Origin of the sequence: Prosthecobacter sp., from assembly GCF_029946185.1 — a bacterium.
In the GTDB taxonomy this organism is placed as follows: Bacteria; Verrucomicrobiota; Verrucomicrobiia; order Verrucomicrobiales; family Verrucomicrobiaceae; genus Prosthecobacter.
Genome location: NZ_JAQSEA010000157.1, coordinates 14905 through 36069 on the forward strand (window position 1 = coordinate 14905; position 21165 = coordinate 36069).

Sequence of the window (21165 nt, forward strand, 5' to 3'; positions counted from 1 at the left end):
GCCGTATGGCTCAACTATGAAAACGCCGGGCAGGCCAGCGGTTCCTATCTCGTGGCCTTATGCCTGAAATATGAGGTCACGCGTGACCCCAAGGTGCGTGAACTTGCCCGCCGCACCGTTGACGCCATCGTCATTCTCTGGAACAACGCCGCGCCACCCGCAGGCCTCGGCGGCGGCGGCCGTGGCTGGTTTCCCAAGCCCTACGGCGGCATCCGCAAAGTCGCCGGCATCGAGGAATGCAGTGCCGACCAATACGCCGACATCACCCTCGGCCTGCACGCCTATCACCGCACCATGGCAGATGCAGCGGAGAAAAAGCAGATCGAAGACATCGTCGTCTCATTCTCCGATTGGTGGCATGACCACGACCATAGCGGCATCTACTTCGGCAAACCCATCTGGTGGAAACGGCTCGACTGGCACCCCATGGCAGCAGCCTCTTTTCTTTACCTCCACGCCCTCGCAGAATCCTGGCGTCCCGGCGCGAACTCAAAGCAGAGCTTCGAGACCTGGCTCAATCTCAAAGCCACCCTCCTGCAACCTGCCATCGACAAACCCAGCAACGCCACCATGCACGGCATCCCCGTCCTCTGCCTGGAGCAGCTGCTCACCCTGCGCCCTGACCTGGAGTCCATCTGGCAGCCCGCCCTCACCCATCAAGCCGCCCTACTCGCGCGCAGCGTGGACGAAACACCAATGAACAAGACCTTTGAGATGAACGGCTTCTCCGCCGACTACCTCACCCTCTCCCATCGGCTCCTGCCCGGCAAAGGCTACGATAAAATCGCGCAGCGCTGCATGGACGCCTGCACCACCCGCGCCCATTTCTACCACATCCGCCGCGGCCTCCCCATCCACAAACTCCCCGCCCTCGTCGTCGGCGATGACTATCGCGACGTCTTCTTCTGCGAAGGCCAGGTCCACTGGATGGCCGCCTACTGGCGCACCCGCCAGCAGCAGGCCTGAGCGTGATGCACTGGCGGATCGCGCATTGCACCGATGAAGTTCTGCACGGGCTTCTTGATGATAAGCATTTCATCTCGCGGCGTTTGTTTCACCTCCCATGAAGCGCCTCACCTTTCTAGCCCTCGCTCTCGCCAGTCTCTTTGCCCCGCTGCTCCACGCCGCAGACTCCGATGCCTCCCCGGCATACGAACTCCGCATCTACACCTGCAACGAAGGCAAGCTCGAAGCCCTCCTCGCCCGCTTCCGTGACCACACCTGCAAGCTCTTCGAAAAGCACGGCATGAAGAACATCGGCTACTGGGTCCCAGTCGATGAAGAGAACGGTTCCAAGACCACCCTCATCTACGTGCTCGAACACAAGAGCCGTGAAGCCGCCAAGGAAAGCTTCAAAGCCTTCGGCGCAGACCCCGAATGGCAGGCCGCTCGCAAGGCCAGCGAAGAAGCCGGCAAAATCCTCGCCAAAGCACCGGAGTCGATCTTCATGGCATCGACCGATTACTCCCCTCCACTCGCCATCGCCAAAGACGCCAAGACCCGCGTCTTTGAAATGCGCACCTACACCACCAAGGACGGCAAGCTCGACGCCCTGCACTCCCGCTTTCGCGATCACACCGTGAAGCTCTTCAGCAAACACGGCATGACCAACCTCGCCTATTGGACGCCCACGGATGCCGACAAAGGTGCCGGCAAAAAACTCATCTACATCCTCGCCCATGACAGCAAGGAAGCCGGCCAGGCCTCCTTCACCGCCTTCCGTGCAGATCCCGTCTGGGTCAAAGCCAAGGCCGCCAGCGAAGCCGCCAACAACGGCTCTCTCACCATCGAGCCTCCCACCGAAGGCGTGAAAAGCATCTACATGAAGCCCACAGACTTCTCCCCCATCCAGTAATATGCGTGCGCTCTCCCTCTTCCTCCTTGCCACCTCCCTCCACGCCGCCACCCCCACCGTCGAGTGGGTCGCCGCAGGCGGGGGCCCTAAAAGCGACAAAACCCGCGCCGTGACCTTTGACCGCGACGGCAACGTCTTCATGGCCGGCGAAACCACCGATGACGGCATCTTTGGCGACCTGAAACGCACCGGACTCGGCAGCACGGACTTTTTCCTCACCAAAGTGTCCAAAGAGGGCCGCTTCTTGTGGGTGCGCAGTCTCGGCGGCAGCAAGGTGGATCGCGGTTACGGCGTCGCGACCGATTCGGCGGGCAATGCCTACGTCACCGGCCACTACCAAAGCACCGATGCCCAGGCCAACGGCCAAATCCTACCAAATGCGGGGGATTACGACGTCTTTATTGCCAAATACGACACACAAGGTGCACTCATCTGGATCAAAACCGCCGGCGGAAAAGGCTACGATTACGGCCACGGCATCGTGGTCGATTCCAAGGGCGACATCGTCATCACTGGCGCAATCGCAGGCGAAGCAAAATTCGGTGACGTCACGGTCAATGCCGGCAGCACCTCCCGCCCGATCTTCTGCGCCAAGTATGACTCGGATGGCAATCTGAAGTGGGTAAAGGCAACGGGTGGCAAATTCTCCGGCAGCGGCCATGGGCTCGGCGTCGATGCCAATGACTGTATCTATATAGGAGGCAGCGGCGGCGGCAGCGGAATGATGGATGCCGTGACCTTGGAATCCAAATCCCAAGCCGGAATCGTCCTGAAACTCACCCCTGAAGGCAAAGGCGTCTGGGCGGCCACCATGCCCGGCGTCCCCAGCGCAGGCTTCCATGAAATCACCGTCGATGCCAAAGGCCGCACCTGGTGTGCAGGCATGTTCAAAGGTGTGCTCAATGGCGGCCCCGTACACACCACCGGCGACAAGGACAACGATGGCGTGTTCGCGCATTTCAGCCCCGAAGGCAAGCTGGTCTGGAGCCACGTCCTCCAAGGTCCGGCTGTCGATTATTGCCTCGGTGTCGCCACGGACAACACCGGGCGTTGCTTCGTGACAGGCGAGTTTTCCGCCACCGCCACCTTTGCCGGGCAGACACTCAAAACCCAAGGTGCCACCGACATCTTCACCGCCGCTTTTGATGAGAAAGGCGGCCTCGAATGGCTCGTCCAAAGCGGCGGAATCAAGGGTGACAACGCCTATTGCATGGCCTGGCACCCCTCCGGAAGGCTAGTTTTTTCAGGGTCTTGTGTCGCACCTGCGACATTCGGCGGGCAGACCATGGCGTCTCCCGGTGGGGCCGAGGCTTACGGGGCAGTTCTTCTTTTAAAGTGACGTAGTGGCGCTATAATCGCCTTTAGTGGCGTCTAAAGTCCGGGTTTCCAGGCTGCCGCGGCTACAAACCCCCGCGTTGACAGGGGTGTCGTACTCGGCACCATGCGCGCCCCTCCAACCGGGCCCCCCATCTGGTTGAGCGCGACCCAACAACCCACCCAAAGATTGAACCGATCCATCCTCCTGTGCCTCGCTGCTATGTGCGTCTCCGCTACCGCGGAAGAAGTTAAAAGCTCAACCACAACCCCAGCTGGCGCTCCAGGCCAGGTCATTGCAGGCGTCAAGACAACCGCCTACACTCACGACGAAAGTGATCACATCGAGTACGGTGCCCGCACGGCAGCCGGCACGATGCTCAGGCACGGTCAGATCCGCAGTGCCGCTGCGGACTGGTCCATCTACCCGGTGGGCACGGTGTTTCAAATCCAGGGTGATCCCTCGCTCTACGTCGTCGATGATTACGGTTCCGCCCTCGTCGGCACCAAGACCATCGATCTCTACAAGCCAACCTTCGGCATGATGAACAACTGGGGCACGCGCCGCGTGACCATCCAAGTCCTCAAATGGGGCTCGTTTGCCAAAAGCCTCGCCATTTTGAGGCCGCGGGCCTACAAAGCGTGGCATGTGCGCGAAATGGTAGCGCGCATCGAATCGCGTCCGGCTTAAGCCAGCACGCTTTCCGGCACACGGGCGACAATGCGCCCTTCGGGATCACGCACGACAATTTTGCCGTGGATGATCTCGGGGGGATTGCTGATGCCCTTCACGTAGTCGGCTGCCAGATCCTTGCTGCAGCCAAGTGACTGGCGGATGCGGACGGCGAGTGTTTCAGGGTCAATGTCAGTCATGTGGCTGAATCATTAAGCCGTTTCGGCGACAAAGTCGCGGTAAGAATCACCGCCTGGCGGAAAAGAACGCGCATGTTTTCGCTCGCTACTGCAGGGCGTGTCTTCCTATGATCGGCGAAATTTCATGGAAACGCCGCTCTCGCCTCTCGACTTTGCCCGCCGTGCCCGCCGACTTTATGCAGATCGCGAAGCCGTGGTGGATGACGAGCGGCGCTTTACGTATCGTGAGTTTTTTGAGCGGTGCGACCGGTGGTCGGCGGCGCTGCAGCAGCTTGGGGTGAAGCCTGGAGAACGCGTGGCGACCATCGCGCCGAACACGCACGCTCATCTGGAGGCGTTTTATGCCATCCCGCAGATCGGGGCGGTCATTGTCCCGATCAATTTTCGCCTCACCGCTGCTGACTTTGCGTACATTCTGCAGCACAGCGGCTCCTGTGTCGTGTGTGTGCATGCGGACTATCTGGATGCGGTGGACTCCATTCGCGAGCAGGTGCCCGGGGTGGAGCATTTTGTGGCTCTGACGGGCCGCAAGCCTGGCTGGATCGATTATGAGTCCGCGCTGGCAGCCTCATCGTCGGAGTTTGCTGCCGCTGAAATTTACGAGACGGAGATGATTGCGCTGAATTATACCAGCGGCACCACGGCGAATCCAAAAGGGGTGATGGTTACGCATCGGAATACGGCTTTCAACATCATGGGGCATCTCATGCACACGCATCTCAGCAGTGCGGACCGTTACCTGTGGGTGCTACCGATGTTTCATGCGAATGGCTGGACCTTCGTGTGGGCCATCACCGCTGTGGGTGGTCGGCATGTCTGCCTGCCGAAGGCGGATCCGAGGCTCATCTTTGAAGCGATTTCGCGGGAAGGGATCACGCTGCTGTGTGCGGCACCGACGGTGCTCATCGGCATGGCGAATGCGCCGGAAGAGCTGCGCCAGACGGCGCCGCGTGGCGTCCGTGTCATCACTGCCGGAGCACCGCCGGCAGCGGCTACCATCGAGAGAATGGAGGGGGAGCTGGGCTGGGACATCACGCATGTGTATGGGCTTACGGAGGTGTCGCCGATCGTCACGATCAGTGAATCGAGGCCCGAGCATGCGCAGCTAACTTTGCGTGACCGCGCGGTCATCAAGGCGCGGCAGGGTGTGGAGTATCTCGCGAACGCCGAGGTGCGCGTGGTTGATGATGAGGGACGCGAAGTCGCCAAGGACGGAGCGGCGATGGGTGAGATCATCATTCGCGGCAATGCTGTGATGAAAGGGTACTACAACGATCCTGCTGCCACCGCGAAGGCCATCCGCAACGGCTGGTTTTACAGTGGCGATGCGGCTGTGGTGCATCCGGACGGCTACATCGAAATCCGTGACCGCTGGAAGGACATTATCATCAGCGGTGGCGAAAACATCTCCTCCGTGGAGGTGGAGGGTGTGCTGCTACGCCACCCTGCAGTGCAGGAGTCCGCTGTGGTGGGTCTGCCGCATGAAAAATGGGGTGAGACGCCGCAGGCATTCATCGTGCTGAAGCCTGGTGCGGTCATCACGCCTGAAGAGCTGAGGCTGTTTTGCCGTGAGCATCTGGCGCACTTCAAGGTGCCGCATGGGTTTGAGTTTATTGCTGAGTTGCCGAAGACTGCGACGGGGAAGATTCAGAAGTATGTGCTGCGTGGCGGGCGGGCGAACATTGCTGCGCAGTAGGGGGAGAGTGGGCTTCGGCTTGGCAAGGAATTGCGGGGGCTCTGACTTTGATCAGAGAAACTGAAGGCGGGACGCCTCAGTCCGTTGTCAGGCCGGAGGCCTAACCTCCTGGGCTTAATGGACGGTGCCGCCGCGTGACTCGATCTTTTCACGGGCCTGCTCCACTGGGACATGGCGTGGGGTGTTTGCGGCTGGTCCCTGCGGGCGTGCCCAACGGATGCCGTTGGCGATGATGCGCTGCACGTCGGGCAGGTGGTAGATGGGATACACTTCATGGCCGGGGCTGAAGTAGAAGATGCGGCCGCTGCCACGCGTCCACGTGGCTCCGCTGCGCATGACTTCGCCGCCTTGAAACCAGGAGACGAAGATCAATTCGTCCGGTGTCGGAATGCCAAAGGGCTCGCCATACATTTCTGATTGCTCGATCTCGATGCAGTCGCCGATGCCTGCGGCGATGGGATGTCCTGGATTGATCTTCCACACGCGCTCCCGCTCGCCCGCTTCGCGCCAGCAGAGGGCGCAGCTGGTGCCCATGAGGCGCTTGAAGATTTTGGAGAAATGCCCGGAGTGCAGCACGATGAGACCCATGCCGGCGAGCACGCGCTCTTGCACGCGGGTGACGAGTTCATCGCTCACCTGATCATGCGCGGCATGGCCCCACCAGAGCAGGACGTCGGTTTGATCCAGCACGACTGAGGGGAGACCTTGCTCCGGTTCATCGAGCGTGGCGGTGTGAACGTGGAAATCGCCGTGCTTTGAAAGAGCCTCTGCCAGTGCGCCATGAATGCCGTTGGGATAGATGGCCGCGACGGTGGGATTTTGCCGTTCGTGGACGAATTCGTTCCAGATGGTGACGCGGATGGGGGTGGTTTGCATGGGTGATGGAAACGCTGCTGGGGGAGGATTTAAACGCTGAGTTTCGGCCAGCGTCTTCGGGCTCACCACAAAAAACGTTCGTCGTACTCCACCATGCCGCGTTGTAACATTGCGACATACTCTTCCTGAAACGTCTTCACGCGATGATGCTCTTCCTGATTCAGCACATACGCACGGACAGCTTCCAAATCCGGTGCTGCAAACGTGAATGCGCCATAACCCTCCTGCCACGCGAACCCGGCCAGCCGCAATTCCTCATGAATCCAGCGTGATGACTCGCTTTTAATATCCCGCATGACATCCGCCAGACAATGCGTCGCCCGCAAACCCACCGCAGCATGAACATGATCGCCAATGCCACCGACGGCATGTGCGATGCCGTTCATGTTTCGAATCGTGCCACCGATGTATTCATGGACGCGTTTCCGCGCAGTGGGAGCCAGCCAGGGCTCACGGTTTTTCGTGCTGAATACGAGATGGTAGTGCAACGAGAGATGCGTCGAGGGCATGGCGGTAGCATCTCGCGCTCCTGCCGGAGCGCAACATTCGGATACGTGGGGCGATGGCGATGGTCCGGTGGTTCCCGGTCGCTACGCTCCCTTCACCACCGGCTAATTTCTTTCGAGCCTCCGGCTCGGGGAAAGTCGTTATAACGACCTCCAGATAGCTGCAACTCTTCGATATTGCTCAGGGAGTTGCTCCTTGGCTTCCTCAGCGGAATTATAGAATTCGTCTTGTACACAAGACCAATCACGGTCACAGGAAAAACGATAAATCCCTTCGGCGTCATCATACTTCGCAATTGCCAGCCCGAAAATAGGGCCGGTTGAATTGACAGGGACTTCGCCAAAAGGCTCCGGTTCTGACCACGCCCATTCAATGACCGTGGCACCGTCGATTTGTGCGGGCGGTGGATTCATGTACTCAATGCTTCACCGAGCAGCCTGGGCCGACGGTTTGGAAGAAGTCGTTTCCTTTGTCATCGATAAGGATGAAGGCGGGGAAGTCTTCGACTTCGATCTTCCAGATGGCTTCCATGCCGAGTTCGGCGAACTCGACGACTTCGACTTTTTTGATGTTTTCCTTGGCGAGGATGGCGGCGGGGCCGCCGATGCTGCCGAGGTAGAAGCCGCCGTGCTTTTTGCAGGCGTCGGTGACCTGCTGGCCGCGATTGCCCTTGGCGATCATGACCATGCTGCCGCCGTGGCTTTGGAAGAGATCGACGTAGCTGTCCATGCGTCCCGCCGTGGTGGGGCCGAAGCTGCCGCTGGGCATGCCGGCGGGTGTTTTGGCCGGGCCGGCGTAGTAAACGGGGTGGTTCTTGAAGTAATCGGGCAGGGGCTTGCCGGCATCGAGCAGTTCCTTGAGTTTCGCGTGCGCGATGTCGCGGGCGACGATGATGGGGCCGTTGATGAGCAGGCGGGTGGTGGTGGGGTACTTGCTGAGCTCGGCGCGGATCTCGGCCATCGGACGGTTGGTGTCGATGCGTACGGCGTTGGTGTCTTTGCGGTGGCGCAGCTCTTCGGGAATGTAGGGCAGGGGATTGGTTTCGAGCTTCTCGATGAAGACGCCATCCTTGGTGATCTTGCCTTTGGCCTGACGGTCGGCGGAACAGGAGACGCCGATGCCGATGGGCAAGGAGGCACCGTGGCGTGGCAGGCGGACGATGCGGACATCGAGCGCGAAGTATTTGCCGCCAAACTGTGCGCCGATGCCGCAGTCGCGCGCGGCTTGAAGCATCTCTGCTTCGAGTTCGATATCGCGGAAGGCGCGGCCGTGTTCGTTGCCGGTGGTGGGAAGGTTGTCGTAGTACTTGGTGGAGGCCAGTTTGACGTGCTTCATGGTCGCTTCAGCGGAGGTGCCGCCGATGACGAAGGTCAGATGATAGGGTGGGCACGCGGCAGTGCCGAGTGACATCATCTTGTCGCTGAGAAACTTCACGATGCTCTTGGGATTGAGCACGGCGCGGGTTTCTTGATACAGGAAGGCCTTGTTCGCCGAGCCACCGCCTTTGGCGATGAAGAGGAATTTGTAGGCGTCGCCTTCGGTGGCGTAGATGTCGAGCTGCGCGGGGAGATTGGTGCCGGTGTTCTTCTCATCGAACATGTTCAGCGCGGCGTTTTGCGAGTAGCGCAGGTTGTTCTCGGTGTAGGCGAGATAGACGCCTTTGGAGAGTGCTGCTTCATCGCCACCGCCGGTCCATACCTGCTGGCCTTTCTTGCCCATGATGATGGCGGTGCCGGTGTCCTGGCAGAAGGGCAGCAGGCCGGCGGAGGCCACGTCGGCGTTTTTGAGCAGGGTGAGCGCGACCATGCGGTCGTTCTCGCTGGCTTCGGGGTCATCGAGGATGGCGGCGACCTGTTTGAGGTGCTTGGGCCGGAGGAAGAAATTGATGTCGTGAAAGGCCTGGTTGGCCAGCAGGGTCAGAGCTGCGGGATCCACGACGAGCACTTCCTTCTTGCCAAATGTCTGCACGGAGACGTGTTCCTTGGTCAGCAGACGGTATTCGGTGTCGTCGGTGCCGAGTTCGAAGAGTTCCTGGTAGTGAAAGGGGGGCGTGGGCATGGGTAGGGGAGTTTGAAAGGGATACGAGTTCGGGCAACGACGGAAAGGAGCATTTTGCACGTTGTCAGGCGGTGCCGGAAGAGATAAACTCCCACTATGATTCTGGAAACCCTGCCCGCCGTTTTGGAGCTCAGTTCCCACGACAAACGGCAGCTGGCTGAGGAGCTCTTGTACTCTGCCGATAGCGAGGACGGTGAAGTAGTGGTCGATGCCGCAATCATGGATCTGCTAGATCAGCGCCTCGCTGCTCACGCGGCCAATCCGCAGGCTGTTTCGACTTGGGAGGAAGTGCAGTCCCGTATCTTCGCAGGCCGTGGCGCATGAAATTGTGTGGACTGCGGGAGCGGAGGCTGATTTGCTCCGAATCTATGAACAAGTGGGGGACCACGATCTCGCCATTAAGGTGCTAAGGGAGCCGCTGAAGCGTGTCTTGAGCTTGCTGCGAGAATATCCCGCGTTAGGGTCGAAGGTGCATGGAACACAACGCATCCGCAGGTTGCTAACCGGACCTGGAAAGCGATTCGGCATTTTCTATGTCGCAGAAGTCCGTCGCATCATGATCCATGCTTTGATCGACATGCGGCAAGACCCGGAACTGCTCCGGCTTCGGCTGAACGATCTGTGATTCACTCCGCAAAGACAGGCTTCTTCCAGATGGGCACGCTGGTTTTGATCTCTTTCAAATACCAGTGGCAGAGGTCAAAGGACTCCGCGCTGTGTTTGGTGCATACGCGGATGATGATACTGGGCTGCTCTGCGGCGACGAAGCCGAGGCGGTGCTGGATGAAGACGCGGTGCGGGCCGTGCTCGCGCTGGCCGCGTGCGACGAGGTCCTGCAGCGTTTTTTCTGCCATCGGCAGGTAGGCGCTGTAGTCGATGCCTGAGATGATTTTGTCATCCTCCATGCCACGCACGACGCCGAGGAACTGCGCCTCGGCACCTTCACCGGCTTTGAATACGGTGGGGGCGATCTGGATGGGGTCTGCGGAGAGGATGAAGCAGGCGGGAGGCATGGTGGGGAAGGTCAAAGAACTACCACAGAGTTCACCGAGAGGCACAGAGTTCTGAATTCATATCTTGGTGTTTCTCTATGGTGAAAAACGACGCCGTCGCGGTATCTCCATGGCCGATTCCTCATAAAACTTGTCTGCTGGCATGGGTTTCTGATAGCGTTTGTGTCCTCCGACCATGAAACGCCTGCTTTTCCTTCTTCTCGCCGCCCAGCTCCATGCGGAGACTCAGATCACCTGGAAGCGCCAGCAACTGCACGGTGACTTTTATTCTGAGGGTGCTGCCATCGGCGACATCAATGGTGATGGCAAACCGGACGTCGTGTCCGGGCCGTTCTGGTGGGAGGGGCCGAGGTTTGAGAAGAAGCACGCCTACTACGAGCCGAAGATTTTCAGCATCAATGGCTACTCGGACAACTTCTTTGCCTATGTGCAGGACTTCAATGCGGACCAGAAGAATGACATTCTGATTCTTGGGTTTCCGGGCAAGGAGGCGCGGCTTTATGTGAATTCCGGTACGCATGATGACAAGCCGTGGGCGATGCACATCGTCGCCGACGTGGTGGACAACGAATCTCCCGTCTTCACCGACATTACTGGCGATGGCAAACCGGAGATCGTGTGCAGCACTGGGGGCAAGTTTGGCTGGTTTGCGCCGAATTGGGAAAAACCGACAGAGAAGTGGCCCTTCATCGCTGTGAGCGACGACATGAAGGTCGCGAAATTCACGCATGGCCTTGGTGTTGGTGACGTGAATGGGGATGGGAAGATGGATTTGCTGGAGGCGCGGCGGTGGTGGGAGAATGGACGGAAGGGGGTCGCAAGCTCCAGACCGGACTTGGCAAGTCCGGCTCCTTGGGCGCAGCATAACTTCGCGGCTGGTGTGGGTGGTGGTGCGCAGATGTTTGCGTATGATTTTGATGGGAACGGGACGAACGATGTGTTCACGAGTCTGGCGGCGCATCGGTATGGCGTGGCGGTGTATTTGCAGAACAAGCCTGCGCCGGACAAACCGAACTGGACGCGCGTGATGCTGGCAAGCGAGCAGCCGCAGGACAATGAGTACGGCATTGTTTTCTCGCAGCCGCATGCGGCGTATCTCGCTGACATGGATGGCGACGGCGTGAAGGACATCGTGACCGGCAAGCGCTACTGGGCGCACAACGGACACGATCCTGATGAGCGCGGGGCACGTGTCATCTACTGGTATCAAACCAAGCGCGATGACAAGGGTGGCGTGGATTTTGTGCCGCATCTTGTCGATGCTGAAAGCGGCGTGGGTGTGGATGTGCAGGTGGGTGATGTGAACGGGGACAAGCTGCCTGACATCGTGGTGGGAAATAAGGCGGGGGTGTTCGTCCTCACGCAGGAGCGGAAAGAGACGACAGCGAACCTGACGCCGAAGAAGATGTACGGCCCGGCTCTCATGGCGCAGAAGGATTATTCGAAAGGTCTGTCACCGCAGGAGGCGCTGAAGGCGCTTCAGCTTCCCGGCGGCTTCAAAGCGGAACTCATTGCGAGCGAGCCGGATCTTGTGCAGCCGATTGCCTTCACGTTTGATGAACGTGGGCGCATCTGGGTGGTGGAGGGAAACAGCTACCCGAAACCGCGTGAGGTGGGTGCTGGGCAGGACCGGATCAAGATTCTCGAGGACAAAGATGGCGATGGGGTTTTTGAGACGAAGAAGATTTTTTGTGAAGGGCTGAATCTTGTCAGTGGGATTGAGCTGGGATTCGGCGGTGTGTGGGTCGGTGCGGCGCCGTATTTGATGTTTATTCCGGACAAAGACAAAAACGATCAGCCTGATCCGTCCGATCCGGCGGATCAGCGTCCCAAGGTTCCCGGCCTCAACTTCACTGCCTATGTCCTGCTCGACGGCTGGGGAAGCCAGGACACGCACGAGACGCTGAACAGTTTCATCTGGGGCCCGGACGGCTGGCTTTACGGCTGCCACGGTGTCTTCACGCACAGCCGTGTCGGCAAGCCCGGTACACCGGATGATCAGCGCAAGCCCATCAACGCTGGCATCTGGCGTTATCATCCCGTGCGGCATGAGTTTGAAATTTTCGCTGAGGGCACGAGCAATCCCTGGGGGTTGGATTACGACCAGCACGGCGAGTTTTTCGTGACCGCCTGCGTCATCCCGCATCTTTACCACATCGTGCCGGGTGGGCGTTACCAGCGGCAGGCCGGGCAACACTTCAATCCTTACACGTATGAGGACATCAAGACTATTGCGGACCACGCGCACTATGCGGGCAGCCTGCGTCCCAACATTAACTTCGATAAGTCCACGGGTGCCGGTCTCGCCAACGATGACACGAATGCGCTGGGCGGTGGGCATGCGCATTGCGGACTCGCTATTTATCAGAGCAGTCTCTTTCCGCCGACGTACCGCAATCAACTGATCTTCGGCAACCTGCATGGGCACCGACTGGTGACCAATTACACCGATCCTCATGCGAGTACTTATGTTGGCAAGCACGGCAGTGACTTCATGCGCGCAAACGACATGCACTTCATTCCCGTGACGCAGAAGGTGGGGCCTGATGGTGCGCTGTATGTCAGCGACTGGAGCGATGAACAGATCTGCCATCGTGGCAGTAATGCGGTGGAGAACTGGGATCGCAGCAACGGGCGGATTTATCGGATTAGCTACGACGGCTGGAAACCATGGAAGGGTGATTTGGCAAAGGAGAGTGATGAGACGTTGGCGAAGCTGGCGGTGCAGTCGGAGAACGAGTGGTTCTCGCGCATGGCGAGGAGGGTGCTGATGGAGCGCGTTTCGAGCACTTACGATTTTCACCGGCTCTCGAAGGCCGCCGCCCTTTCTCTTTTGGAATTTGACTCCAAAGACGACACTCCTGTAACGATTCGCCTTCGTAAACTGTGGGCAGTTCATGTCAGCTTGGGGAATGTGAACGTTAAATCTGCTTTTGAATCTCCCCATGATGCCATGCGGGCTTGGTCAGTCCGTCTTCGTCACCCAGATGAATTCATCGCCATACGTCAGAACCTGGCTGTTACGGACAAATCCCCCTTGGTACGGCGTGAACTCGCTTCTTCCCTCCCGCGCCTGCGACCAGCAACCGCGATTGCCCTTGCCAAATCCCTCCTTGCCCACGGCGAGGACAAGGACGACCCGATGATTCCGCTGCTGATCTGGTATGGGATTGAGCCGGTTGTGGGGGCTGATCCGAAGGTGGGGCTGGAACTCGCGCGGGTGTCGAAGCTGCCGAAGGTGACGGAGTTTATTTATCGTCGCTTGTCGTCGGATGATGCGGGGCGGGCTTCGATGCTTTCTGGACTCACGAAGGAGTCGGATGCGGCGAAGCGTGAGGCGACGCTGGGGATGATCTTGAGCAGTGCCCGCGGTGCAGGCAAGCTGACCATGCCGCCGGACTGGGCCACGACTGCGGTGAAGCTCAAGGCAGGCGGACCGGCTAAAGCCGGGACTGCGGAACAGCTGGTGACCGAACTTTCGGCGTTGTTTGGGGATGCGGAGGCACTGCAAACTTTCCGTGAGCGGCTGGCACTTGCCAGCGCTCCGGTGAATGAGCGCGAGAAGGCGCTTGGCGTTCTCATTCAGACGGGCGATGGGGCCAGTGCGAAACTCTTGCAGCAGATCCTCACGCAGGACGCTCCGGCTTCGCTGAGGAGGAAGGCGATTCAGGCACTGGCTTCGTTCAAGGACGTGGGAACGCCGAAGGTGCTCGGGGCGCTGCTGCCCAAGTTTTCTGCCAATGAACTGCCTGATGCGGTTAACACGCTCGCTTCGACGAAGGAAGGCTCCAAGGAGCTGCTCAAGGCCGTTGAGGCCAAGGCGGTGCCTGCCACGGCGCTTTCACCTTTTCTGGTTCGCCAGCTGACGGCCTTTGATGACAAGGAGATCAATGCGCTGATCAAATCGGCCTGGGGCGATGTGAACGCGCCGAAGGCGGATCTTGGCGAGCGCACGAAGAAGTATCGGGAACTGCTGACGCCCGCCGCTTTGGCGAAGGGTGATCTGGTGAAGGGCAAGATGCTCTTCGCTGCGACCTGCGGGCAGTGTCACAAGCTGTTTGGCGAAGGGCAGAGCGTGGGGCCGGACATCACGGGGAGCAATCGCGCTGATTTGAATTACCTGCTCGAAAACGTGCTCGATCCGAATGCGGTGATCGGCAAGGCGTATCAGCTCAATCTTTTCACCATGAAGGATGGGCGCGTGATGGGCGGGGTCATCAAGGAGGAAAGCCCTGTGGCGGTGAAGATCGCGATGATGGGCGGGGTGGAGTTTACCTTGCCCAAGCCGGACATCGCCAAGCGTGAGGTGTCGAAGTATAGCACGATGCCGGAGGGGTTGTTTGATGCGCTGAAGCCGGAGCTGGTGATTGATCTGGTGAAGTATCTGCAAAGCGGGGCTGCCGGACAGGCTTCCTTCTCCGCCAAGGCTACGAAGGACGGGAAAGCTGGGACTACACTACCCGGAGCACTGGAAGGCGAAGCGCTGAAGGTTCTCGCCAAGACTGGCGGCAATGCGAAGTCGCAGGGCATGGGTAGCTTTGGCGGCAAGTGGAGCGGTGGCTCGCAGCTCTGGTGGACCGGCGCGAAACCCGGGCAGAAACTGACGCTGGCGCTGCCGGTGTCGGAGAAGGGGAATTACGAGCTCAAAGCTGCGCTTACGATGGCGCGTGATTATGGCATCATCGACGTGGCGCTTGACGATAAGCCTATCGTCACGTGTTGGGACGGCTACAACGGGCCCAAAGTCATCAACAGCGATGAGCTGGACTGGGGCACGCATGAGTTGGGCGCTGGCGAGCATCAGATGACGATCACGATTGCAGGCAAGCATGCGGATGCAGCGCCGGGATACATGGTGGGGCTGGATTATGTGCGGCTGGAGAAGAAGTGACGTTGGCACTACTGAATACCGAAACTGAAATAACTATGCGCGATCTCCAATCCACCCGCGGCATGTGGCTCAAAGGCTGGCTGTTTCTGCTGATCGGTCTGATGTCAGCTGCCATCCTGCTGGTGGAGAACTGGAGCTGGCGGACGGCGCTGCTGCTGGCGCTGTGCGTGTGGGGATTTTGCAGGGCGTATTACTTTGCGTTTTACGTGATCGAGCGCTGGGTCGATCCACAGTTCAAGTTCAGCGGGCTGGGGCACTTTGTGAGCTATTGGTGGCGGAGGAGGAAATAGACCTTTTTGACCACAGGCATGTTTGCCTGCTCCTCGCACGCGCCTGTTGACTTATGGGTTGGGTGTGGCGACAGCCCGCCCGTCTTCGAGCGTGTGGAAATGTCCAGGAGGTTCGGTGCCTCCCAGCAGCCGGGCGGTTTGGCGAAGCTGTCTGTGGGTGATAAAAAAGCACAGCGCGCCAAACACACCCAGCCTACGGCCCGAGTTCCGCAGCCGCTAGCGCTTCGTCAAATCGTGCGATCAAATCCTGCGTGTCTTCGAGGCCGGCGGACACGCGGATGAGCCAGCGGCTGACGCCGCAGGACTCGGCCCAGTCGAGTTCTTCGTAGTGGGCGAGCAGGGTGTAAGGGCAGACGAGGGTGAAGTTCGTGCCGAGGCTGGGGCCTTTGCAGGCGCGCAGGGCATCGTAGAACTTCGGGCTCGTTTGCTCCGGGTTTTTGAGGGTGAAGGAGAACAGGCAGCCGTAGCCGCCGTTTTCACGGCGGATGTGCTCGTAGCCGCTGCCGCCTTCATGGCTCGCGTGCCAGACGCGGTCCACTTGGGGATGCGTGCGCAGATGATCGGCGAGCGCCTGGGCGTTGCGGCTCATTTTGGCGGCGCGCTGTGGGAAATCACGGCTGTTGAGTTCCAGCGCCACGGCATCGCCGCGCCAGAGTTCGTGATCTGCATGGGCGGTCAGGAAGGCGGAGAAGGCGGCGTGATGGGGCGAGTTGCGATTGAGCACCACGCTGCCGGCGAGGACATCGCCCACGCCGGAGAAGCTCTTGGTCAGGCTGGTGGTGACGACATCGGCCACGCGATGTGCATTCACATCTGCGACGGTGGAAATGGTGTCGTCGATGATGATCGGGACGCCGGGTTGTGCGGTGGCACGGATGGCGAGGAGGCGTTCGAAATCGACGCAGCGGAGCAAGGGATTACTCGGGGCTTCGCAGAAGATACCGGCGAGTGGTTCGCTTTGCAGCAGCGTGCGCAGATCGTCGTACTCGCTGTCCTTGATGAGGGGCAGGAAATGCACGCCGGTGCCGAAGAACTGCTGGAGCTTGAGCACATCGACATACGGGAAGTCGAGCTGTACGGTTTTGCGGTCTGGGAAAAGCTGCGTGAGCATGCGATGCACGGCGAAGTTTGCGGCCATGCCGGAGGGGAAGAGAAAGACGTCTTCCGGCTGCTGTCCGGCGAGTTGCGCGATGCGCTCGCGGATGGTGCGGTTGGCGGCTTTGCCTTCTTCAGCACTTGCGGTGCTCGGGTGTTCGCCGAGGGCATCGCAGGCTTGGCGGGTGCTCACGCATTCGCCGCAGAAGCGCCAGAACTTGCGGGCCTGCACGTAGCTGTCGGCTGGAAAGACGGCGACTCCGAGCTGATGGGCGGTCCATTCGATGGCGCGGCCGGTGCCGATGAACTTCACACAGCGCTCCGCGTGCACGACGCGGGGAAAGACGAGGCAGCGCTCGCCCGCGGCGGCGAATTCCTTTTCCGCTGCGGCAAACAGGCGGGAGATGGCCGGTGGGCAGCAGAAGCGTGGGTAGCCGGATTTGAATTTCGCGACGATTGCCTGATCACCTTCCTCATAGCCGATCACATGCTCCCACAGCGGCAGGCACACGGACACGCCGAGTTCGTGGTCAGGGATCGCCTTGCCAAGGTCTTCGGCATTGCAGAGAGGGTGGGTGAAAAGGTCGGTCATTTGCGGTGCTTTAATGCCGCATCAATGTCCTTCCACAAGTCCTCAACGTGCTCGATGCCCACGGAAAAGCGGACGAGGCCGTCGGTGACGCCGGCGGCTTCGCGGGCGTCTTTGGGGATGGAGGCGTGGGTCATGCTGGCAGGATGGGCGACGAGGCTTTCGATGCCGCCGAGGCTCTCGGCCTGGGTGAAGAGGCGGAGGCGGCGGATGAAGGCGAGGGTGTCGGCGTAGCTGAGGCCGAAATCGGCGAGGAGCATGCCGCCACCGGCAGACATCTGCTTTTTGGCGAGCTTGAACTGCGGATGGCTTTTCAAGAAGGGGTATTTGACGCTCTTGACGCCTTTGCGTCCTTCGAGGCGCTGGGCCAGTTCGAGGGCGTTGGAGCAGTGGCGTTCCATGCGGATGGCCTCGGTTTTCGCACCCCGGGAGATGAGCCAGGTGTCAAAGGGGCTGGGCTGCAGGCCGATGGCCTTCTGGGCGAAGATCATTTTTTCCTGCCACTCTTCGGAATTGGTGCAAACAGCACCGCCGAGGGCGTCACTGTGACCATTGGTGTACTTGGTTGTGCTGAGCAGGGAAAGATCGGCACCCAAATCAAGCGGCTGCTGCAGCAGGCTGGAGGCAAAGGTGTTGTCCATGGCGACAATACTACCCACCTTGTGCGCGGCTTCGCTGATGGTCTTGATGTCCAGAATTTTCAGCAGCGGATTCGTCGGTGATTCAAGCCATACGAGCGCGGGCTTGATCCGCGTGATGAGGTCGTAATTTTCCGGATTGGCGAGGTTGGCGTATTTGATTTTGACGCCGAACCGCTTCAGGACTTTTTCGAAGATGCGGTAGGTGCAGCCATAGATCTGCTGCTCAGAGAGGATCGTATCCCCCGTCTTGAGGGAAAACAGGATGGCGGAAATGGCGCTGATGCCGCTGGAGAAGACGGTGCTGTGCTTCGCGTTTTCCAGGCTGGCGAGCGTGGTCTGGAGGTTGCGGAAGTTTGGGTTGCCGGAACGGGTGTAGTCAAAGCCGGTGGGATTCCCGCTCTCAAACGTCGAGGTCATATAGATCGGCGGAATCACGGCGCCGGTCTCGCTGCGGTAGTCCTGGCCCACATGAATGGCGCGCGTTTCGAAGCGTGCGTCGTCAGGGATGGAAGGGTCGTCTTTCATAACGGGATGAGTGACATGCAGAATTAGCTTTGCAAGGCCCCTGCGTGCATGCTTTATGAGTTATCATCTGATCTTTCATGTCCGACACCACTGCTCCTCGAAAATTCCGTCGCGTTCTGCTCAAACTCAGCGGTGAAGCGCTGAGAGAGCCGGGCAGTCATGACAATATTTCTCCGCCCATCGTCGAAGACATGGCGGCGCAGATCAAAGCGGCGCACCAGACCGGCCTGGAAATCGCCCTCGTCGTGGGTGGTGGCAACTTCTGGCGCGGCGTGACGGCCAGCAATAAGGGCATGGAACGTGCGACGGCTGACTACATGGGCATGCTGGCCACAGTGATGAATTCTCTCGCAGTGCAGAGCATGCTGGAAGCGATGGATGTGCCGACGCGGGTGCAGAGCGCGATCAAGATGGACAACGTTGCCGAGCCCTTCATCCGCCGCAAAGCGATGCGCCATCTGGAACTGGGCCGTGTGGTCATCTTCGCCGCCGGAACGGGCAATCCCTTTTTCTCCACCGACACCACGGCGGCGCTGCGTGCCAGCGAGATCAATGCTGAGATCGTGCTCAAGGCCACGAAGGTGGATGGCATCTACGATTGTGATCCGGCCAAGAACCCCAACGCGGTGAAGTATGAACGCGTCAGCTTTCACGAGTGCCTGACCCGCCAGCTCAAGGTGATGGACTCGACCGCATTTTCGCTGTGCATGGAGAACAACATGCCCATCGGCGTTTTCAGCATGAACGAACCTGACAACATCCGCCGGGCTCTCATCGGCGAATACATTGGTACAATGGTCGATGCCAAAGGCTGAACAATTTAACACAAGACTGATATGGACCCTGAACTGACGATGATGGAGGCCGAAGAGGCCATGACGAGGGCGGTGGAGCACGCCATCCACGAATTCGCCACGGTGCGCACGGGCAAGGCCTCGCCGACGCTGGTGGAAAACATGGACGTGCATGTGATGAGCTACGGCAGCCACATGAAGCTGAAGCAGCTTGCGATGATCACCACGCCGGACGCGCGGCTGATCCGCATCGAGCCCTTTGATTCCTCCACACTGCAGGACATCGACCGTGCGATCCGTGAATCACGTCTCGGCTTGAACGGCAGCATTGAAGGCAAGGTGATCCGCCTGCCGATTCCTTCCCTTTCCACCGAACGCCGCGAGCAGATGGTGAAGATGTGCAAGACCTTGGGCGAAGACGCTCGTGTTCGCGTGCGCTCCGCCCGTCGTGACAGTCTGGAAACCATCAAGAAAGGTGAGAAGGAAGGCTTCATCACCGAGGACGACCTCCATCGCATGGAGAAGGAAATTCAGGTGATGACGGACAAGAAGATCGCGGAAATCGACCAGCATGTGGCGTCGAAAGAGAAAGAGATCATGACGGTCTAGGCCGATCTGGTTTCAAGTTTGAGGTTTCAAGTTTCAAGTTCACGCTGAAACGGTGCCTCTGAAAACTTGGAACTTTAAACCTGAAACCTGGAACTTTTTTGGATGTTTCCCGCCCGCGACTACCTCGACCTCACCCACACGAAGCATGGCATCCTGTTTCCGGATGACTCGCCCGTGTGGACGGCGTTGACGCGGATTGAATCGTATCTGGATTTCCGGCTGCAGCGCGAGATTCGCGTGCAGGTGCCGCCGGGCGCATTCATCGGCGAGGATGTGTTCATTGACGAAGGCACAACACTGGAGCCCGGCGCGGTGATCAAAGGCCCGGCGTGGATCGGCCGCAACTGCCAGATTCGGGCGGGCTGCTACATTCGCGAGAACGTGATCATCGGCGACGGCTGTGTGCTAGGGAACTCCTGTGAGTTCAAGAACTGCGTGGTCTTCGACGGCTGCGAGATCCCACATTACAACTACGTGGGCGACTCGATCCTCGGTCACAAGGCGCATCTGGCTGCTGGTGTGATCCTTTCCAATGTGCGGCTGGACCGCCTGGAGGTCACCGTCAAGACTGACACGGATGTCATTTCCACCAGTCTGCGGAAATTTGGCGCGATCGTGGGTGATTACGCCGAGATCGGCTGCAACAGTGTGATCAGTCCCGGCAGCATCATCGGCCGCCGTTGTGTCATCTATCCGCTGTCGCATTTCAGCGGTGTGCTGGAGGCCGATCTTATGCTTAAGACGCGGCAGACGCAGCAGGTGGTCAAGCGGAGGAGGTAGCAGCAGGATTGAATACAATTCTGCTCGTGGGAGTCAGAGCAACATCCCACGTTTATGAAATTCCATTTTCGCCCGCTCTTCGTCGTTTCAGCCCTCTTGTCGCTGGCGAGTTGTGACAAACCCACGCCGACTGCAGATGCCGCGCCTCTTGCGGTGGAGTCGGACAACCAGCTTGCTGATGCACGTGACGCCTTGCAGCGCCAGGCTTTGGAGATTGAAACGAAGACGGCCTTAATGGACAAGCAACTGGCGGAGATGGCGCAGTCCCTCAAGGAGCGTGACAATGCGGAACTGCGCAGTTCACTGGATGCCCTGAAGCAGCAGAATGACGAGCTGCGTGTGCAGGCGGATGCAGCGCGGCAGCAGAGCGACGCGATCACCCAGCGAATCGCCGTCACACCCCCGCAGAATGTAGCGCCGCAGCCCATGGCGGCTCCTGATTATTCGGTGTTCTATGAGGGGCTAGCGCCTTATGGCCACTGGTCTGAGGTGAATGGCTACGGCTACTGCTGGCGGCCTACGATCACCGTGGCGGGCTGGCGGCCCTATGTGGATGGCTGCTGGGTATGGTCATCGCTCGGCTGGGCATGGCAGACGAACGAGCCTTTTGGCTGGGCGACCTATCACTACGGCCGCTGGGTGGATCTGGCGCGCTACGGCTGGATCTGGGTGCCGGGCAGCGACTGGGCACCGGCGTGGGTGGCATGGCGTCAAAGCCGCGATTGCGTGGGCTGGGCCCCACTGCCGCCGGAGCCGGGC

At 59.5% G+C, this 21165-nt stretch carries 20 protein-coding genes; 12 read left to right on the top strand and 8 right to left on the bottom strand.

Features of this window, described 5'->3' with window-relative positions; genetic code table 11:
* Positions 1-1063: 1063 nt before the first annotated feature.
* The 3 genes from PSV43_RS13785 (at position 1064) to PSV43_RS13795 (ending at position 3860) form a co-directional block, all read left to right on the top strand.
* Positions 1064-1855 carry an NIPSNAP family protein gene (locus PSV43_RS13785; RefSeq protein ID WP_300198142.1) on the top strand — a complete coding sequence of 264 codons (792 nt, stop codon included), beginning with the start codon at positions 1064-1066 and terminating at the stop codon, positions 1853-1855.
* Position 1856: 1 nt separating this feature from the next.
* Positions 1857-3194 carry an SBBP repeat-containing protein gene (locus PSV43_RS13790; protein WP_300198144.1) on the top strand — a complete coding sequence of 446 codons (1338 nt, stop codon included), beginning with the start codon at positions 1857-1859 and terminating at the stop codon, positions 3192-3194.
* Positions 3195-3359: 165 nt separating this feature from the next.
* Entirely contained in the window at positions 3360-3860 is a 501-nt protein-coding gene (locus PSV43_RS13795; protein ID WP_300198146.1) for a 3D domain-containing protein, read from the top strand.
* On the opposite strand, the gene PSV43_RS13800 is transcribed toward PSV43_RS13795, so the two are convergent.
* Positions 3857-4042 (bottom strand): hypothetical protein, encoded by a 186-nt coding sequence (locus tag PSV43_RS13800; protein ID WP_300198149.1) that lies wholly within the window; start codon positions 4040-4042, stop codon positions 3857-3859. The genes PSV43_RS13795 and PSV43_RS13800 overlap by 4 nt on opposite strands.
* A 124-nt stretch (positions 4043-4166) precedes the next feature.
* On the opposite strand from PSV43_RS13800, the gene PSV43_RS13805 reads away from it, so the two are divergent.
* Positions 4167-5738, top strand: a complete 1572-nt coding sequence (locus PSV43_RS13805; protein ID WP_300198152.1) for a long-chain-fatty-acid--CoA ligase — start codon at positions 4167-4169, stop codon at positions 5736-5738.
* A gap of 114 nt (positions 5739-5852) precedes the next feature.
* On the opposite strand, the gene PSV43_RS13810 is transcribed toward PSV43_RS13805, so the two are convergent.
* The 4 genes from PSV43_RS13810 to PSV43_RS13825 form a co-directional block, all read right to left on the bottom strand.
* Positions 5853-6614, bottom strand: coding sequence for a ThuA domain-containing protein (locus PSV43_RS13810; protein ID WP_300198156.1), 762 nt, complete (start codon positions 6612-6614; stop codon positions 5853-5855).
* 62 nt (positions 6615-6676) lie between these two features.
* Complete coding sequence (tnpA, locus tag PSV43_RS13815) at positions 6677-7123, bottom strand: IS200/IS605 family transposase (RefSeq protein ID WP_300198158.1); 447 nt, start codon at positions 7121-7123, stop codon at positions 6677-6679.
* A 138-nt stretch (positions 7124-7261) separates the two neighbouring features.
* Entirely contained in the window at positions 7262-7534 is a 273-nt protein-coding gene (locus PSV43_RS13820; protein WP_300198161.1) for a hypothetical protein, read from the bottom strand.
* Between the two features lie 4 nt (positions 7535-7538).
* Entirely contained in the window at positions 7539-9179 is a 1641-nt protein-coding gene (locus PSV43_RS13825; RefSeq protein WP_300198164.1) for a fumarate hydratase, read from the bottom strand.
* A gap of 96 nt (positions 9180-9275) precedes the next feature.
* Here PSV43_RS13825 and PSV43_RS13830 point away from each other — a divergent pair, with 96 nt between their 5' ends.
* The gene (locus PSV43_RS13830; RefSeq protein ID WP_300198167.1) at positions 9276-9503 is read left to right on the top strand and encodes an addiction module protein; all 228 of its coding nucleotides are present in this window, start codon (positions 9276-9278) and stop codon (positions 9501-9503) included.
* Entirely contained in the window at positions 9493-9804 is a 312-nt protein-coding gene (locus PSV43_RS13835) for a type II toxin-antitoxin system RelE/ParE family toxin (protein WP_300198170.1), read from the top strand. Before PSV43_RS13830 ends, PSV43_RS13835 begins: the two co-directional genes overlap by 11 nt.
* 1 nt (position 9805) lies before the next feature.
* Here PSV43_RS13835 and PSV43_RS13840 read toward each other — a convergent pair whose 3' ends face one another.
* Complete coding sequence (locus PSV43_RS13840; RefSeq protein ID WP_300198173.1) at positions 9806-10192, bottom strand: molybdenum cofactor biosynthesis protein MoaE; 387 nt, start codon at positions 10190-10192, stop codon at positions 9806-9808.
* Between the two features lie 175 nt (positions 10193-10367).
* Here PSV43_RS13840 and PSV43_RS13845 point away from each other — a divergent pair, with 175 nt between their 5' ends.
* Together PSV43_RS13845 and PSV43_RS13850 are read left to right on the top strand one after the other, a co-directional pair.
* Complete coding sequence (locus PSV43_RS13845; protein WP_300198175.1) at positions 10368-15083, top strand: PVC-type heme-binding CxxCH protein; 4716 nt, start codon at positions 10368-10370, stop codon at positions 15081-15083.
* Between the two features lie 35 nt (positions 15084-15118).
* Positions 15119-15373, top strand: coding sequence for a hypothetical protein (locus tag PSV43_RS13850; protein ID WP_300198178.1), 255 nt, complete (start codon positions 15119-15121; stop codon positions 15371-15373).
* A 193-nt stretch (positions 15374-15566) separates the two neighbouring features.
* On the opposite strand, the gene PSV43_RS13855 is transcribed toward PSV43_RS13850, so the two are convergent.
* Together PSV43_RS13855 and PSV43_RS13860 are read right to left on the bottom strand one after the other, a co-directional pair.
* Positions 15567-17060, bottom strand: coding sequence for a PLP-dependent transferase (locus tag PSV43_RS13855; RefSeq protein WP_300198181.1), 1494 nt, complete (start codon positions 17058-17060; stop codon positions 15567-15569).
* Positions 17057-18223, bottom strand: a complete 1167-nt coding sequence (locus tag PSV43_RS13860; RefSeq protein WP_300198184.1) for a PLP-dependent aspartate aminotransferase family protein — start codon at positions 18221-18223, stop codon at positions 17057-17059. Before PSV43_RS13860 ends, PSV43_RS13855 begins: the two co-directional genes overlap by 4 nt.
* A gap of 77 nt (positions 18224-18300) precedes the next feature.
* Between PSV43_RS13860 and pyrH the strand changes: the two genes are divergently transcribed.
* The 4 genes from pyrH to PSV43_RS13880 all read left to right on the top strand — a co-directional run.
* Positions 18301-19038: a UMP kinase gene (gene pyrH, locus PSV43_RS13865; RefSeq protein ID WP_300198187.1), complete on the top strand. Its 738-nt coding sequence runs from the start codon at positions 18301-18303 to the stop codon at positions 19036-19038.
* 21 nt (positions 19039-19059) lie between these two features.
* On the top strand, positions 19060-19626 hold the full coding sequence (frr, locus tag PSV43_RS13870; protein WP_300198190.1) for a ribosome recycling factor: 567 nt from the start codon (positions 19060-19062) through the stop codon (positions 19624-19626).
* A 102-nt stretch (positions 19627-19728) separates the two neighbouring features.
* Positions 19729-20406 carry a UDP-N-acetylglucosamine diphosphorylase gene (locus PSV43_RS13875; RefSeq protein ID WP_300198193.1) on the top strand — a complete coding sequence of 226 codons (678 nt, stop codon included), beginning with the start codon at positions 19729-19731 and terminating at the stop codon, positions 20404-20406.
* Positions 20407-20460: 54 nt separating this feature from the next.
* A partial coding sequence (locus PSV43_RS13880) for a DUF6600 domain-containing protein (protein ID WP_300198196.1) occupies positions 20461-21165 on the top strand: 705 nt, incomplete at its 3' end.